Source organism: Pontibacter sp. SGAir0037, assembly GCF_005491705.1.
In the GTDB taxonomy this organism is placed as follows: Bacteria; Bacteroidota; Bacteroidia; order Cytophagales; family Hymenobacteraceae; genus Pontibacter.
Window position 1 is genome coordinate 1,539,440 of sequence record NZ_CP028092.1, and the last position, 16,431, is coordinate 1,555,870.

Here is a 16,431-nt window from a genome sequence, read left to right on the forward strand (position 1 = left end):
AAGGCCATTGTGCTTTCTGCAATGGCCTTTTCTGTTTTTAATCATTCAGTGTAGCCATATCTATCACAAACCTGTACTTTACATCGCTCTGTAACATACGGTCATAAGCTGTGTTGATCTCTTTAATGGAGATAAGCTCAATGTCAGACATGATATTATGTTCGGCACAGAAATCCAGCATTTCCTGTGTTTCCTGTATACCACCTATCATAGAACCAGCAATGCGCCGGCGTTTCGGTATCAGGCTAAAGCCTGCCATTGGCGAAGGCTCTGATGGAGCTCCTAATAAGATCATAGTCCCGTCGCACTTTAACATAGATAGGTACAGGTTATAGTCATGCGGAGCTGAAACGGTATCAATGATAAAGTCAAAAGAATTTCGCAGCGATTTCAGCTGCTCCGGATCTCTTGTTACGGCAAAATTGTGCGCCCCCAGCTCCTTGGCATCCTGCTCTTTTCCCGGTGAAGTGCTCAGTACCGTAACATTGGCTCCTTTGGCAGCAGCAATTTTAACAGCCATGTGGCCAAGACCGCCTAAACCTACAATTCCTACCCGGTGCCCCTCGCCTATTTTCCATTGCATGATGGGTGAATAAGTTGTGATACCGGCACAAAGTAAAGGCGCTGTTCTGGCCAGGTCCAGGTTTGCGGGTACTTTCAGGGTATAGTTCTCGTCAACCACAATTTGAGAGGAATAACCGCCGTAAGTAATGGTTTTCTTATCAAGCTCATAGCTGTTATAGGTGCCCACATTGTGTACTTCGCAATACTGCTCCAGGCCCTCCTGGCAACTTGGGCAGGTACGGCAGGAGTCTACAAAGCAGCCAACGCCCGCTAAATCACCTTCTTTAAATTTTGTAACCTTACTGCCTACTTTTGTTACCTTACCTACAATTTCATGGCCGGGTACAATCGGGTACATGGTTCCGCCCCATTCGTTTTTTACCTGGTGTAAATCAGAATGGCAAACACCACAATAGTTGATTTCGATTTGCACATCGTGCTCACCCACTTCCCGCCGGTCTAAATTAAAAGGTGCCAACGGAGTCTCCTCATCAAAGGCCGCATATGCTTTTGTTGCAATCATAGTTTGATTTTGTTTTATCCTACAGATAGAAGTTAAAACGGCTAAGCTACGGGATAGTTGGTGCCCAGGCAAAATTAGCCCTGAGAAGGCTTGAAGTCCGCTGCTATAAAATAAAACCGGCTTTACTGCTTTCGGTGAGCAATAAAGCCGGTTAGTTGATGATGAGGAACATTAGCAGCTTCAGGTAAACCAACACTGCTGGTGTGTCTACTTCATCAGGTCACTTTTCACATAGTTGATGCTCTGCTGTATGCTGGCATACGGATCCATGGCGAAGTTTTCCTGCTCAACAAAATAGTACTGCACACCAGACTGTTTTGCATGCTCAAAAATTTCTTTGTAGTTGATAGAGCCTGCACCTACTTCTGTATTCAGGTTCGGACTTGCCTTATCCATGTCCTTCACGTGCCACATAACATAGCGGCCAGGGTTTTGCTGGAACAGGTCCTGGGGTTTTAAACCGGCACGAACCACCCAATACAGGTCAAGTTCCATCTTTACCAGGTCTGCATCTGTTTCGCTTAGCAGAATTTCGTACCCTGTAGTACCACCGTGGGATTGGAATTCGAAATCGTGGTTATGGTAAGCCAGCTGCATATTGGCACTCTTGCAAAGTTCTGCAGCCCGGTTAAGCTTTTCAGCTATCCCTTTATAAGCATCTGCGTCAGGACGAAGAGGTTCAATAATATAAGGAGCCGTTATATATGTCTGGCCTATCGCAGAACCCGCCTCGATATACGACTTAATTACATCATCGTTTCCGTCGCGGAAATAGCCGTTGAAATCGTAGTGGCCGCTGGCTGATTTAAGGCCATTGCTATCCATCAGCTGCTTGAAAGCTTTAGGATCCAGCCCCCAGAATTTGCTTTCGGTGGAGTAACCATAGGTTTCCACGTTCTTATAACCTGCCTCAGCAACTTTACCAATAACACCGTTTACATCTTTGGAGATTTGTTCTCTGAGCGTGTACAGCTGTATACCTACTTCTTTATCGGTTGTAGTATTGCCTGTTTTACAGCCAAACAGCGAAGGAGCCAGAAATACGCCAGCTGATAGCATGCCAGCCTGTTGCAAAAACGATCGTCTTGTTGTCATTAAATAGTGGGTATGATGTCCTTTATATAATTTAGTAAAATTTGGTAAACCTTACACATCACAGATTTGTACGGATTTACGAAGAGACGCAATTTTATCAGGTTGCTTAGGTATAAACTCCTGGGCTACATAACCTTTAAAACCTGTAGCCAGAATGGCTTTTATGATTGCCGGGTAGTATAGTTCCTGCGACTCATCAATTTCGTTACGGCCTGGTACGCCGGCTGTGTGGTAATGCGCAATGTATGGGTGATACTCCCGGATGTTTCGGATAATATCTCCCTCGTCGATCTGCATATGGTAGATATCATACAGCAACTTAAAGTTTTCGGAACCGATACGCTTTGCCAGTTCTGCACCCCAGGAGGTTCGGTCGCACATATAGTCTTTATGGTCGATCTTGCTGTTGAGTAGCTCCATTACCAGGGTCACCTTATGTTTTTCGGCTAAAGACATCATTTTGCGAAGTCCTTCTGCCGAATTTTTAAGTCCTGTTTCATCATCCATACCATTACGGTTACCACTGAAGCAGATCAGGTTTTTATATCCTGCTTTGGCAACAAGTGGAATCATCTCAGTATAGTTCTTAATAAGGGCCTGGTGGTATGTGGTATTATTCCAACCTTTATCCAGACCTATTTCGGCACCGTTACACATCGAAGAGTAAATCCCGTGCTTTTGCAGCACAGGCCAATCTGCTGGTCCAACCAAGTCAATTCCTTTCAGCCCGATCTCTTTTGCTGCCTTGCAAAGTTCTTCTAAAGAAAGATCGTTGTAGCACCACCTGCATACAGCATGGTTCACATTTCCCTTTAGCTTCAGGTTGGCCAGAGAACCGGCTTTGGTTTCAAAAGATGGTAACATTCCTGTAGCGGTTAATGCAGCAGTACCGGCTAAAATGCCTTTCACTGCTGCCCTTCTGTTTTGATTGGTTGCCATGTATAATTTTGTAAATTATGCGGTTGCGTAATTGGTCTTGTTCATAACCTTGTTTTTCCTGGACCTCATGTAAAGGAACAGTCCTCCGAAAGCGAAAGTCAGGAAAATCGGTATCATCAGGGTGGCCTGTAGCACTTCCGGACCAGCAAGATTTCTCGCATTGTTCAAGGCTTCTGCCATAACGGAACCTTCCGTGGCTTTAACATAATCCTCCAGGTTTGCACCCCCAGGTAAATGGTTTAAAACAATATTATCATAAAAAGAACCCATAAATACCGTGTAAACAGACACGGCAAACATACCTGCCCCGCCCATCAGGTTCAGGCCTAGTGCGCCTGATCGAGGGATGTTTTCTGCTACAAAGCCGATCATTGTAGGCCAGAAGTAGCAAACTCCAATACCGAATACCAGTGCTGCAAAGAAGATGGCATTGCCGGTAAGTGTGCTGAGCAGGTAAATGCCTGCCGCAGCCAGAATAGCCGAAAAGAACAGCACTCCGGAAGTGCTTAGCTTCCCGACAACCGGTTTGGCAAATGCACGGCCTATCACCATCACACCTGTTGTTAAGGTAAGGATAAGAAGGGCGTTATCAGTTACATTACGAAGTAAAACATCAATCCACTGGCCGGTAAACAGTTCTGTAATAGCTGTACCGAACATGCATACAAACATGAAGATAAACAATGGTGATGCAACAGCTTTGTACATATCAGCTGTTGAGTAACCAGAGGCCACACGCTCTGTTACCGGGAAATCAAGTTTAAAGAACAGATAGCCATAGATCAGGGTTGGGATGATCATAAAGGCCACCTGAACCTGCCATCCGATCCCGAAGTTAGACAGCAATAGCACCAGTAAGGTACCAATTACGATGCCGCCAGGGAACCACAGGTGGAAATAATTTAATCTTGTTGTTTTGTTTTCAGGGTATAAAGTAGCAACCAGCGGGTTGCAGGCAGCTTCTACGGTACCATTTGCGATACCGATCAGCAAGGTTGAAAGAAATAGAGTCCAGTAGCCTTGTGCAAACACCGTAAGCAAAATACCGGCTAAATGGAAAACGAAGGCGGCAACCAGAAGGCGCTTCATGCCGATAGCATCCACAATAAATCCCCCGACTACGATGGCCAGCGGGAAGCCCCAGAAGGCGGTAGCCGTGATGGTGCTGAGCTCAGAAGCACTCAACTGAAAATCTATTCCTAATTGGTTTAAGATACCTGCCCGTATACCAAAAGATAGCGAAGTAACTAACAAGGCAAAACAGCTTGCCCAGAAGAGTTTTGAACGTTGAATGGTCTGCATATGATTTTGAATTTGTTAGAGAAATTATATTAAACTGTTGTATAGTTAAGGGTAACTCTTAATTCACTATTATAAATCTGCGAAACCATTTCGTCGCAAGACAATACCAGCAGGTGCTTATGGCTAATGCACCTGCTGGGAAGGACTGCTTTGCTCAAAAGCAAGGGCAGCTTAACTGTTTCTATAAAGGCTGATCGGCTGTGCTGGAGCCAACTACCTTTGTATAGTCGTTATCTTGGGCAATTCTTTGTGCTTCTTTTTTCTCATCTTTAAAGAAAATGATGAACAGCACCATTACCAGGGCCGCAATTCCAGCCGGTATAAGCCAGATGTTCTGCCAGTTACGGGCATCACCTGCTGAAGTGTAATAGTCGCTGATAAAACCAGCTACCCAGAAACCAATTAACATGCCTACACCATAGGTAGCCAGTGTAACCAAACCCTGAGCAGAGCTCTTATGCTTTTCACCGGCATGAGAGTTTGTATAGATCTGACCGGATACAAAGAAGAAATCGTAGCAAATCCCGTGTAAGGCAATTCCTATGATCAGCATGAAAGCAAGTTCATCAGCATTTCCGAAGGCAAACAAGGCATAACGCACCGCCCAGGCCAGCATGCCTATCAAAATTGTCTTTTTAAAACCGAAGCGGGTAAAGAAAATCGGCAGCATCAGCAGGAAAACTGCTTCGGAAATCTGACCGATAGCCATTTTACCAGTTGGGTTTGCCAGTCCAATATCTGTTAAGAACGGGTTGGCATTCTGATAATAGAAAGCCAAGGGGATACAGATAAGAATAGCAGAAATAAAGAAGACTAGGAAGTTTTTGTCTTTAAGTAATTTTACGGCATCTAATCCCAGAATTTCGACGATGCTGGTGCTTTTAGCACCGTCACTTTTAACAGGAGGCGTTTTCGTTAAAAAGAAACTGAAAATTCCCAGGATCAGCGAAGCAATGCAGGCCATCATGAACGTATTGCGCAGAAAGCCCTCCCGTACTCCTTCGGCAGAATCCCAATGGAAAATATAGCTGATGGACAGACCTGCTACAATCCATCCGATGGTTCCCCAGACACGAATAGATGAAAATTCTTTTTCAGGATCCTTCATCTGGCGGAAGGACACGGAATTTACCAAAGCCAGTGTTGGCATGTAAGCAATCATGTAAGCCAGCACGTACGGATAAAATTCAGAAACATTGTCTGAGCTATACATCAGGTACATCAGCAATGCTCCAACCAGGTGCAACACGCCCAGAATACGCTCGGCGTTAAAAAAACGGTCAGCAATTAGGCCTATGATAAACGGAGCAATAATAGCCCCCAAAGATTGCGTAGAAAAAACATTGGCAGATTCTAAGCCAGAAGCACTTAAATTTTGCACCAGGAAAGTGCCTAGTGTAACAAACCATGAGCCCCAGATAAAAAACTCCAGGAACATCATAAGGGATAATTTAATTCGGATTATGGGTGTCATTCCGTGTTTAGGTATAATTGAATTTAAATCTTACTCTTGTAATTTTCTGATTTTAATATTGCGAAACCATACATTATCGCCATGATCCTGCAGCGCAATTCTGCCGGACTTGTAGATGCCAAAACCCGGCATAGATGCAAATTTGCTGTTCGATACAAGAGAGGCCCAGTTATCATCCCACAGGGTGGTAGACACTACCTCAGTTCCGTTCAGAAACATGACCAGGCTGCCTTTATTGCTGATAATCTCTACCTCGTTCCATTCCCCCACAGGCTTCACGGTTTCTTCACTACTGGCAATCAGGTCGTACAGATCACCGGCACGGTGCTTGTGGATTTTGGCATCCGGGTGTCCGTTGTTGTCGAGTACCTGCATTTCCAGGCCTGTGTGCCAGGTATAGTCGTACTGGCTGGTATCTTCGTGCACGTAGAAGATAATACCACTGTTGCCGTTTTCTGAAATCTTCCAGTCTAGCTTTAAATGAAAATCGCTAAACTCCTGATCCGTTACAATATCACCTCCATCCTGTGTTTGCCAGTCAGCCTTGTTGGAGGCATCCAGAAAAAGCACACCATTCTCTGCTTTCCAGGCTTTGCCTACAGCGCTTCTGCCATAAGAATGCCAGCCGTTTAAGGTTTTGCCGTCGAAAAGAGATATCCATTCCCCATCAGTAGCTGAAGGCTGTTGTGTGATGTCCTGGTTATTATCCATAGTTGTTTTATCCTGGGTGGGCTGGCAAGCAACGCAACATGCAAGTGCAAATGCAGGGATCAGGAGCTTTTTCATTTACTATTTCTTTCTTAGTGATAATACATAGCGAGCCATTTCCTTGGCATCGTCTGCACTCAGGTCAGGGTGAGGTGACATAGGTACTTGTCCCCAAACACCGCTACCGCCTTTAACAATCTTCTGCGACAGGTAATCTACGTTTTTATCGTTGAACTCATACTTGTTAGCTACATCTTCATAAGATGGCCCAACCAGCTTCTGATCTACCTTATGGCAGGCGAGGCAATCAGACATCTCTATCAGTTTGGCACCTTTTTCAAAATTTCCCTGTGCAGCCGTAGCAGCTGTCTCTGTGCGATCAGTACCAATATTGGTAGCATTGGTATCTACTTCCGACTGCCTGGTAGCAGCCGTCATATTATCATCTGTAGTAGCTTCAGAAGCTGCTTTATCGTCGCTATAATATTGGTCATATTCAGAATTACTGTTTCCGCCGCAGGCAACCATAAAAGCCACGCAGCTGGCAGCAAGCATAATCTTTTTCATATAGTGTTGTTGTGTGTTGTTTGTTATTTCAGACCTAAAATTTGTTTATTGAAATCTTCATCTATTCCTGTGGCAGCAAAATCGTCGAATGCCTTCTCTGTGACACGTATAATATGATCTTTGATGAAAATGGCACCTTCCCGTGCTCCGTCTTCCGGGTGTTTCAGGGCACACTCCCATTCCATAACGGCCCAACCTTTAAAATCGTAAGCCGTCAGTTTGCTGAACACAGCTTTGAAGTCAACCTGACCGTCGCCTAAGGAACGGAAACGGCCGGCACGCTCCACCCAATTCTGGTAGCCGCCATAAACCCCCTGTTTTCCGGTTGGATTAAACTCTGCATCCTTTACATGGAACATTTTAATGCGTTCATGGTAATGATCGATGTACGACAGGTAGTCCAGGCACTGTAAAACGAAGTGGGATGGGTCGTACAGCAGGCATGCGCGCTGGTGGTTATTTACTTTTTCCAAGAACATCTCATAAGAAATGCCATCATGCAAATCTTCTCCAGGGTGGATTTCATAGCAAAGGTCCACACCACATTCGTCAAAGGTGTTCAGGATTGGCAGCCAACGATCAGCGAGTTCTTTGAAACCAGCCTCTACTAAACCGGCCGGGCGCTGTGGCCATGGATAGACCGTATGCCATAGCAGGGCACCACTAAAGGTGGCGTGCGCGTTAAGCCCCAGGTTCTGAGAAGCCTTTGCTGCATATTTTAATTGCTGTACGGCCCACTCCTGGCGTGCTTTCGGGTTATTATGGTAAGCTTCCGGGGCAAATCCATCAAACATCTTATCGTAAGCCGGGTTTACAGCCACCAGCTGCCCCTGTAAGTGTGTCGATAGTTCTGTTATTTGCAAGCCATGGCTTTCCACCATGCCTTTGATTTCATCTGCGTAAGTTTTACTTTCTGCCGCTTTCTGCAAGTCGAAGTAACTTGTTGCCCAGGTTGGAATCTGCACTCCTTCAAACCCTAAGCTTTTCGCCCATTTACAAATGGACTCCAGGTCGTTGAATGGCGGCTGATCTCCTAAAAACTGAGCCAGAAATATAGCAGGTCCTTTTATAGTTGTCATAGTTTATATTAGATAGTGAAATCGATCCATTTTTTATCTGACTTACCGGAGGCAATTACGTTCTCAATAAAGGCCATACCACGAACCCCTTCTTCTATTCCCGGGTAATCCTGCCATTCTGGTTGAGCTTTCTCCCCTTTGATGGCAGCTTTCACACAAAGGGCAAAGTTGCGGTACAGGTTGGCAAAGGCTTCTAAATATCCTTCCGGATGACCTCCGGGAGTACGGGTGTTGTGTTGTGCAAAGGAGCTGACATAGCCACCGCCCGTTCTGTAGATTTCAGTCGGACGATTCAGCCATTTTACCAGCAGTGTATTGGCCATATCCTGCTGCCACTCCAGGCCGCCTTTCTCACCATACACTCTTATCTTTACGTTGTTCTCTTCGCCGGCAGCAACCTGTGTAGCAAACAAAACACCGCTTGCTCCATTGTTAAACTTCAGGAAGGAAGCACCGTCGTCATCTAACATACGTCCTTCAACTACTACATTAATATCTGCACATAACTGTATTGTTTCCAAACCTGTTACGTATTCAGCCAGATTAAAGGCATGCGTGCCAATATCTCCCATGGCACCGGCGATGCCGCTTTGTTTCGGGTCGGTTCTCCAGGATGCCTGTTTGTTCTCTCCACCCTCTTCAAAGGTGCTGAGCCAGCCTTGCGGATACTCCACGTATACCTTTCTGATTTTCCCCAATTTGCCGGATGCCACCAGTTGCCTGGCTTCTTTTACCATAGGATAACCTGTATAGGTATGTGTCAGGCAGAAAAGTTTGCCAGTGCTTTCCACTACTTTCCGAAGCGCAAGCGCCTCTTCCAGCGAAAAGGTCATGGGTTTGTCAAGTATTACATGAAAGCCATACTCCAGCCCCATTTTGGTAGGCTCAAAGTGCACATGATTAGGTGTTACTATGCTAATTACCTGCACGCGCTCATGTTCAGGAAGCTGCTTTTCCTTTTCGTAAAGTTCCTGGTAAGATCCGTACACCCTTTCCGGTGATATACCCAGCAGTTCACCACTGGTTTTAGACTTTTCCGGGTTGCTGCTGAACGCACCGCAAACCAGTTCATATTCACCGTCTATACGGGCGGCAATACGGTGCACAGCTCCAATAAAGGCTCCCTGTCCACCACCGATCATACCTAATCTGAGTTTCTGATTCATCAAAAGTTTTATTTTTTAAAAGGCTTGAACGAAAATTTTGCAAAAAGACTCATTCCAGAAAACGAATATAGCAAAATTGTCATAAGTAGTTCTTTTAAGTTGTCAAATCCATCTCTAATGCTATTTCTTTTTAAGCAAGCTATAGATGAAGTGATCAGGTAGCCCAGGCCTTATCTCCTTTCTTATAAGGCATGCAGCCGTCGTATTTACCGGGCACCGGATCATAACGTAGCGCCTGCGTAGCACCCACTTCTGAGGTAAAGTACCCTACCAGTGTCAGTTCTTTCATCATCCTGAAATAATGATTCGGGTCTTCGCTTTTTTTAGAAGACTGGTACTCTTTCTGTTCCTGGTCGAGTGCTGTTAGCAAAGCAGTTTTTTTTGCCTTATCCAGGTACATGAACGTGTCACCGTATTTTGCCTTGCTTGCCTGGTCAAGTTTATTTATTCCTGCTGTAAATACCTCCTGGTCTTCTTTCTTATAGCAGTCCAGCACCATCTGGGCCATAAAGTCGCCGACCTTTGCCTCTTTTGCACCCGGTGTACTGGTTGCCGGCAAAATAGTTTCGGCTACTTCGTTTAAAAGCGCCACTTGGTCTGCATTAAATAAAGAATTAACCTGTACTGGCTTAGAAGTACAGGACACCAGCAGATCGGCTCCTACTACCGTTCCTCCCAAAAGCCAGGCAACAGCTGATATTGCTTCTCTTCTGTTCATATTATTTGTTGCTACACTTCATTGTATTTATTAGCTCACACTGGATTTGCCTAGGCACCCAGTGTCCAGCCACTTCTGTATTCACGCTTTACAAACTGGTTTACATCGTCGAAGTTGGTTATGCGCATGTTCTGGTTATCCCACAGGAGCTTGATGTTTCTGCCCGGATAGTCGAAGCCATTCCCATTCTGACGAGGTTTACGAATATCTATTCCACGAATAGCCAGGTTAGCCATCAGCAATGCCTCGGTTAGCGGACCAGCCATTTCGAAAGGAGAGCTTACTTCCTTTTTGCCAGGACCAGCCAGACAAGCTTCTACCCATTGCGCATAATGGCCTTGTGCTCCGTTTGGTACGCGGGCAAGCTTCTGTTTTACTTTAATTTCTTCTGTTTTAGAAGTTGGCAGCAAGCGCGGGTTTTCGGCATAAGTACTGGCCATCATTTTTCCTTTTGTACCGATAAATAGTGTGCCGTTACCGCCGTCGCCAAAAAGTTCGTTAGGGCCGAGTTCATCCGGACGCACAGGCTGTATACCTCCATCCATCCAATGCAGGGTAACAGGGCCTTTGGTTTTGTTTGTTTTTGGGAAGGTAAGAGTGACGTGGCTGGAAGGCGGACAACTTTCCGGGAAATAGCCGCGCTTGAACTCATCGACATACACACTGCCGACACTAGCCTGCACATCGGTGGCATACTTAAGGTTTAGCACACTGAAAGGGGCTTCAATTAAGTGGCATCCCATATCCCCTAATGCGCCTGTACCGTAATCCCACCAGCCGCGCCAGTTAAACGGCACCAGTTTCTCTACATAATCCTTCTCCGGAGCTGTACCTAGCCACAGGTTCCAGTCGAGTTCTTTAGGAACTTCGGCCTTTCCGCCGGGCCAGGGAATCCCCTGCGGCCATACCGGTCTGTCGGTCCAGCAGTAGATAGTATGTACATCTCCTATGATACCGGCATCGTACCACTCCCGAAGCTGACGAACACCGTCGCCTGATGCTCCCTGGTTACCCATTTGCGTCACAACTTTATATCGCTTTGCCGCATCTGTCAGCATACGGGCTTCATATATATCATGTGTCAGTGGCTTTTGCACGTAAACATGTTTGCCTAACTGCATGGCTGACAGGGTTTGCACCGCGTGGTTATGGTCGGGAGTAGACACAGAAACGGCGTCAAAATTTTTAGCTTCTTTGTCGTAAAGTTCCCGCCAGTCTTTGTAGTATTTAGCCTTCGGAAATCTTTCGCGGGACGTAGCGGCTCTTCTGTCGTCTACATCACATAAAAAAGCAATCTCAGCTTTACCGCTGTCATAAAAGCTCTTGATGTCGCTTTCGCCTTTCCCTCCTACGCCAATACCGGCAATCAGGAGTTTATCGCTTGGTGCTATAAAGCCCTTTCCTCCGAGCACATGGCGTGGTACAATCATAAAACCGGCGGCGGCCAGTGCTCCTGCTTTCAGAAAGTTTCTCCTGGAGTTTGACAAGGCCTCGCCTTTGTCTTTTTCTTCTGCCATCTTAAATGATTTTAAAATAAATCTAAAATTGGGATCAGATATTCAGTTTCTTCATTTCGCCTACCGCATGATCTACTGCTCTTGCTGTTAAGGCCATATAAGTGAGCGATGGGTTCTGGCAACCAGCTGAAGTCATACATGCGCCATCAGTTACATACACATTTGGAGCATCCCATACCTGGTTCCACTGGTTCAGCACAGAAGTTTTAGGATCGCGGCCCATACGTGCTGTACCCATTTCGTGTATGCCTTGTCCCATTGCATAGCCATTGTCATAGGTCTTCACATTCTTAATGCCGGCAACTTCCAGCATTTCGCGGGCATCTTCCATCATGTCTTTGCGCATTTTTTTCTCGTTGTCCTTGATTTCACAATCGATGGCCAGCGTAGGCAAACCCCATTTATCTTTTTTAGTATGATCCAGCTTTACAAGATTTTCATGATATGGCAGCGTTTCACCGAAAGCACCTATACCCATAGACCACTCTCCCGGCTCCGTCAGTGCTTCTTTAAAATCAGCACCAATAGACATTTCAGCAATTTCACGGCTCCAGCCGTCTCTGCCTGCACGACCCTGGTAACCAAAGCCGCGGATGTAGTCCCGCTTTTCGCCGTTCAGGTTTCTGAAACGCGGCACATAGATGCCATTCGGCCTGCGGCCATAATAATATTTATCGTCGTAGCCTTCAGCTGTACCGGAAGCTCCACATCTGAAATGATGGTCCATCAGGTTATGGCCCAGTACACCGCTGCTGCTGCCCAGGCCTCCATCCCACACATCTGTGGCTGAGTTCATCAACACCCAGGTAGAATTTAGTGTGGAAGCATTTAAGAAAACTACTTTGGCAAAATACTCATAGGTTTGATTTGTTTCGGCATCGAGCACTTCTACTCCTTTCGCTTTCTTAGTGTCTTTGTCGTACAGGATTTTGGTAACAATAGAAAAGGGCCTGAGGGTTAAATTACCTGTTGCCATAGCAGCAGGCAGTGTAGCAGACTGGGTGCTGAAGTAACCGCCAAAAGGACAACCCAACCAGCACTTGTTCCGGTACTGGCAGTTAACGCGGTCGTGGTGCGGCTGCGTTATGTTGGCAACGCGACCGATAATCATATGCCTGTTTCCCTTGTAATGGCTTTTAATGCGGGCTGCAACGTCTTTTTCAACACAATTCATTTCCATTGGAGGCATAAACTCCCCATCCGGTAAATGTGCCAGTCCGTCTTTGGCCCCGCTTATACCAGCGAATTTCTCCACATAGCTATACCAGGGAGCAATATCTTTGTACCTGATCGGCCAGTCAACGGCAATGCCATCTTTGGCATTTGCTTCGAAATCAAGATCGCTGAGCCTGTAGCTTTGCCTGCCCCACATCAGCGATCTTCCTCCCACATGATAGCCTCTGTACCAGTCGAAGCGCTTCGTTTCGGTATACGGACTTTCCTTTTCGTTAACCCAATAATCAAGGTTTGCCTCGTTCAGCACATAATCCCGCTTCAGAACAGGATGGTCCTCCATCATCTGCTGTGATCGCCCTCCCCGGTAAGCAAACTCCCAGGGGTGCTTGTTAGCGTTTACATAGTCCTTCACGTGCTCAATGTTCCGACCACGCTCCAGCATGATAGTTTTTAATCCTTTTTCAGTGAGTTCTTTCGCTGCCCATCCTCCAGAAATACCAGAACCCACCACAATCGCATCATATATATTTTCGGCCATAAGGGTGACTATAGTGTTTTTACTAGCTAAGTATAGGAAATTCTAATTGCTAAAACAAAGGGCTCGGCTACGCTTTCAGTTATCTAATACCGATGTTATGACAATAAATTTAAATAATTTACTGAAAATCAAATAGATAAATATATTTAATAATTTATCGAAATTAAAGTGAGTACTCATTTAAATTTTATATCATTTAATAAAATCATGTTAAAAGTAATGGCAGTTGCCAAATGAACTCGTTAATTGATAAAATTTCAGGAGATTAAAGCATATGAAGCAAGAATAAAAAAATACTATCAGCGGATTTATCATTCAGGTAAAAGCAATGCTTTACACTTTAACTTTTTTATTCTATCAGAAATACCTAATATAGGATAACCTTAATAGTTCCTAATCTAACTAAACCTGTTACTTATGTTAAAAAACTGCTTCAGGAGCGTAATCCTGTTACTCATTCTACTCCCATTTGTACATGCACCCGGCCATGCGCAGAAGTTGTCTACCATTGCTTCTAAAACAACTGGTATGAAACAGTACAAGGGATATTTTACTTTTTATTATGATGAAGCTGCCGGTAAAATATGGCTTGAAGTTGATAAGCTGAATAAGGAGTTTTTATATGTCAATTCATTGCCCGCGGGCTTAGGTTCCAACGACATCGGGCTGGACAGAGGGCAGCTAGGCGGAGAGCGGGTAGTGTATTTTGAAAAAACCGGTCCGAAAATCATGCTCGTGCAGCCTAACCTCTCCTATCGTGCCGTTACAGATAATGCGCATGAAAAGCGGGCAGTTGATGAATCCTTTGCCAAATCCATTTTATGGGGATTTAAAGCAGAAGCCGAAGAAGGTGGTCGAGTATTAGTTGATGCAACCGACTTCCTCCTACGCGATGCACACGATGTTATTGGCAGTATCCGGCGAACAAGACAAGGTAGCTACCGCCTTGACAATAGCCGCTCTGCCATCTATTTGCCACGCACCAAAAACTTTACGAAAAACACCGAGTTTGAAAGCACCCTTACGTTTACCGGCGGAGATGATGCCGGTCGCTTTGTACGCGAAGTGGCCCCTGATGTGCAGGCCCTGACCCTGCGCCAGCACCATTCTTTTATAGAACTGCCGGATAACAATTATAAACCACGCGCTGCAGATCCGAGGGCAGGTTACTTTGGCATTTCCTATTTTGATTATGCCACACCTGTTGATGAAAACATTGAGAAAAGATTCATTGCGCGTCACCGCCTGCAGAAAAAGAACCCTGCTGCAGCTGTTTCAGAAGCTGTAAAACCTATCGTTTACTACGTGGACAATGGAGCCCCCGAGCCAATCCGCTCGGCTTTGCTGGAAGGTGCCAGGTGGTGGAACCAAGCGTTTGAGGCAGCAGGTTATCAGAATGCTTTTCAGGTAGAAATATTACCCGACACAGCCGATCCGATGGATGTACGCTACAATATGATCCAGTGGGTACACCGCAGCACCCGTGGCTGGTCCTATGGCGCCTCTGTAACAGATCCCAGAACAGGGGAGATTATAAAAGGGCATGTTTCTCTGGGTTCTCTGCGTGTCAGGCAGGACTACCTGATTGCCGAAGGCTTACTGGCACCTTATGAAGAAGGAAAACCTGTTAACCAGGCTCTGATGAAGATGGCCCTGGCGCGTATCCGGCAGCTTTCTGCGCATGAGTTGGGGCATACTTTGGGTATCATGCATAACTATGCCGCCAATAACAATGCCTCTGTCATGGATTATCCGCACCCGATGGTACACCTCAGCAGTTCAGGAGCTATTGACCTGAACAATGCATATGCAACCGGTATAGGCGAATGGGATAAAATTGCCGTCACCTATGGCTACCAGGATTTCCAACAGGGTACTAACGAGAAAAAAGCGCTGGATGACATACTGGCTGAAGGCAGAAGCAAAGGCCTGCTTTTTATTTCGGATCAGGATGCCCGCGCTACCGGTGGAGCTCATCCCCTGGCACACCTCTGGGATAACGGCAGCAGCGCCTCCGATGAACTGCTGCGGGTGCTACAGGTAAGGCAGAAGGCGCTTCAGCATTTTTCTCAAAACAATATTAAACAAGGTGCCGCCTTAAGTACCCTGGAAGATGTGCTGGTGCCAATCTATAATTTCCACCGGTACCAGACAGAGGCTGCAGCTAAACTGGTGGGCGGTGTAAATTATACCTATGCGGTGCGGGGAGATGGACAGGTAATTACGGAAGTCCTGCAAAAACAGGAGCAGCAAAAAGCCCTTGATGCCATGTTACAGACGCTTTCACCGGCAGTACTTACCTTGCCGGAAAATATCATCAGGCTAATACCGCCTCGCGCACCAGGTATACGCAGCAGTCGTGAGCTTTTTGTCAAGCGAACCGGTCTCACCTTCGATCCTCTTGCCGCGGCCGAGGCTTCCGCTGATTTTACAGTTTCCTTTTTGCTGCATCCTCAGCGTGCCTCCCGCTTAGTGGAACTGGGCGCGCGGGGCAACAGCCTCTCCTTAAAGGATGTAACTCAACAACTTATAGATAATACCTGGAAAAGCAACCGTGAAAAAGGTCTTGCAGGAGAAGTGCAGTTTCAGACAGAACAAGTTGTGCTATCCCATCTGCTGGCACTCACGCAGAATGAGAATGCCTCTTATCAGGCTCGCGCAATTGCAGCAGAAGCTCTTTCAGACATAAAATACTACGCTGCAAAACAGGCGAAACGTACCCGTACCGATGCTTATAAAGTACATTTAACTTTCGCTTTGGCAAGAATAGAAAATCCTGAAGAAGTTAAACCTGCTAAAGTACTAGACTTACCACCTGGCGCGCCCATAGGAAGCGGCGGCGTTTTAGGATGTGAATAAAACGCACTTAAAAAAGAAGGACCAGCATAATACTACTGGTCCTTCTTTTTTTTATAACAGTATAAGCTGTTTTTAGAAGCTCATGTACATGATAAATGAGTAATTATTCGCGCTTGATTCCATCGGTTTGTAATTCTCAGAAAATCTGGTGTTGCTTACATCAAGAATACTTCAGGCGCAGAAATAGGTAAAGCAATCCTTTTCCT

General features: G+C 45.8%; 13 protein-coding genes. 1 reads left to right on the forward strand and 12 read right to left on the reverse strand.

Translation table 11 applies throughout. From position 1 onward, the window contains the following. Positions 1-37 precede the first annotated feature (37 nt). The 12 genes from C1N53_RS06410 to C1N53_RS06465 all read right to left on the reverse strand — a co-directional run bounded on the left by C1N53_RS06410 (position 38) and on the right by C1N53_RS06465 (position 13,366). On the reverse strand, positions 38-1,087 hold the full coding sequence (locus C1N53_RS06410) for an NAD(P)-dependent alcohol dehydrogenase (protein WP_137758519.1): 1,050 nt from the start codon (positions 1,085-1,087) through the stop codon (positions 38-40). Positions 1,088-1,294: 207 nt separating this feature from the next. After that, positions 1,295-2,182: a sugar phosphate isomerase/epimerase gene (locus C1N53_RS06415; protein WP_137758520.1), complete on the reverse strand. Its 888-nt coding sequence runs from the start codon at positions 2,180-2,182 to the stop codon at positions 1,295-1,297. Positions 2,183-2,233: 51 nt separating this feature from the next. Continuing rightward, positions 2,234-3,121: a hydroxypyruvate isomerase family protein gene (locus tag C1N53_RS06420; protein WP_137758521.1), complete on the reverse strand. Its 888-nt coding sequence runs from the start codon at positions 3,119-3,121 to the stop codon at positions 2,234-2,236. Positions 3,122-3,136: 15 nt separating this feature from the next. Next, positions 3,137-4,423, reverse strand: coding sequence for a sugar MFS transporter (locus C1N53_RS06425; RefSeq protein ID WP_137758522.1), 1,287 nt, complete (start codon positions 4,421-4,423; stop codon positions 3,137-3,139). Between the two features lie 181 nt (positions 4,424-4,604). Then, positions 4,605-5,897, reverse strand: a complete 1,293-nt coding sequence (locus C1N53_RS06430) for a nucleoside permease (protein ID WP_137758523.1) — start codon at positions 5,895-5,897, stop codon at positions 4,605-4,607. 30 nt (positions 5,898-5,927) lie between these two features. Continuing rightward, the gene (locus tag C1N53_RS06435) at positions 5,928-6,608 is read right to left on the reverse strand and encodes a DUF1080 domain-containing protein (RefSeq protein ID WP_240773408.1); all 681 of its coding nucleotides are present in this window, start codon (positions 6,606-6,608) and stop codon (positions 5,928-5,930) included. A gap of 78 nt (positions 6,609-6,686) precedes the next feature. Next, positions 6,687-7,172 (reverse strand): c-type cytochrome, encoded by a 486-nt coding sequence (locus C1N53_RS06440; protein ID WP_137758525.1) that lies wholly within the window; start codon positions 7,170-7,172, stop codon positions 6,687-6,689. 23 nt (positions 7,173-7,195) lie between these two features. Further along, complete coding sequence (locus tag C1N53_RS06445) at positions 7,196-8,251, reverse strand: sugar phosphate isomerase/epimerase (RefSeq protein ID WP_137758526.1); 1,056 nt, start codon at positions 8,249-8,251, stop codon at positions 7,196-7,198. Between the two features lie 8 nt (positions 8,252-8,259). Next, a complete protein-coding gene (locus C1N53_RS06450; RefSeq protein ID WP_206077623.1) occupies positions 8,260-9,417 on the reverse strand; it encodes a Gfo/Idh/MocA family protein in 1,158 nt (385 codons plus the stop codon). A gap of 154 nt (positions 9,418-9,571) precedes the next feature. Next, positions 9,572-10,135 (reverse strand): gluconate 2-dehydrogenase subunit 3 family protein, encoded by a 564-nt coding sequence (locus C1N53_RS06455; RefSeq protein WP_137758527.1) that lies wholly within the window; start codon positions 10,133-10,135, stop codon positions 9,572-9,574. Between the two features lie 50 nt (positions 10,136-10,185). Continuing rightward, on the reverse strand, positions 10,186-11,652 hold the full coding sequence (locus C1N53_RS06460; protein WP_137758528.1) for a Gfo/Idh/MocA family protein: 1,467 nt from the start codon (positions 11,650-11,652) through the stop codon (positions 10,186-10,188). Positions 11,653-11,686: 34 nt separating this feature from the next. Continuing rightward, positions 11,687-13,366, reverse strand: coding sequence for a GMC oxidoreductase (locus C1N53_RS06465; RefSeq protein WP_137758529.1), 1,680 nt, complete (start codon positions 13,364-13,366; stop codon positions 11,687-11,689). Between the two features lie 417 nt (positions 13,367-13,783). Between C1N53_RS06465 and C1N53_RS06470 the strand changes: the two genes are divergently transcribed. Then, entirely contained in the window at positions 13,784-16,225 is a 2,442-nt protein-coding gene (locus C1N53_RS06470; RefSeq protein WP_137758530.1) for a zinc-dependent metalloprotease, read from the forward strand. Positions 16,226-16,431: the final 206 nt, after the last annotated feature.

Excerpts from the sequence above, each read along its gene's own strand:
- C1N53_RS06410 (WP_137758519.1), bottom strand. The coding sequence starts at position 1,087 with ATGATTGCAACAAAAGCATATGCGGCCTTTGATGAGGAGACTCCGTTG.
- C1N53_RS06460 (WP_137758528.1), bottom strand. The coding sequence starts at position 11,652 with ATGGCAGAAGAAAAAGACAAAGGCGAGGCCTTGTCAAACTCCAGGAGA.
- C1N53_RS06425 (WP_137758522.1), bottom strand. The coding sequence starts at position 4,423 with ATGCAGACCATTCAACGTTCAAAACTCTTCTGGGCAAGCTGTTTTGCC.
- C1N53_RS06415 (WP_137758520.1), bottom strand. The coding sequence starts at position 2,182 with ATGACAACAAGACGATCGTTTTTGCAACAGGCTGGCATGCTATCAGCT.
- C1N53_RS06430 (WP_137758523.1), bottom strand. The coding sequence starts at position 5,897 with ATGACACCCATAATCCGAATTAAATTATCCCTTATGATGTTCCTGGAG.
- C1N53_RS06445 (WP_137758526.1), bottom strand. The coding sequence starts at position 8,251 with ATGACAACTATAAAAGGACCTGCTATATTTCTGGCTCAGTTTTTAGGA.
- C1N53_RS06470 (WP_137758530.1), top strand. The coding sequence starts at position 13,784 with ATGTTAAAAAACTGCTTCAGGAGCGTAATCCTGTTACTCATTCTACTC.
- C1N53_RS06440 (WP_137758525.1), bottom strand. The coding sequence starts at position 7,172 with ATGAAAAAGATTATGCTTGCTGCCAGCTGCGTGGCTTTTATGGTTGCC.
- C1N53_RS06435 (WP_240773408.1), bottom strand. The coding sequence starts at position 6,608 with ATGGATAATAACCAGGACATCACACAACAGCCTTCAGCTACTGATGGG.
- C1N53_RS06455 (WP_137758527.1), bottom strand. The coding sequence starts at position 10,135 with ATGAACAGAAGAGAAGCAATATCAGCTGTTGCCTGGCTTTTGGGAGGA.
- C1N53_RS06450 (WP_206077623.1), bottom strand. The coding sequence starts at position 9,417 with ATGAATCAGAAACTCAGATTAGGTATGATCGGTGGTGGACAGGGAGCC.
- C1N53_RS06420 (WP_137758521.1), bottom strand. The coding sequence starts at position 3,121 with ATGGCAACCAATCAAAACAGAAGGGCAGCAGTGAAAGGCATTTTAGCC.
- C1N53_RS06465 (WP_137758529.1), bottom strand. The coding sequence starts at position 13,366 with ATGGCCGAAAATATATATGATGCGATTGTGGTGGGTTCTGGTATTTCT.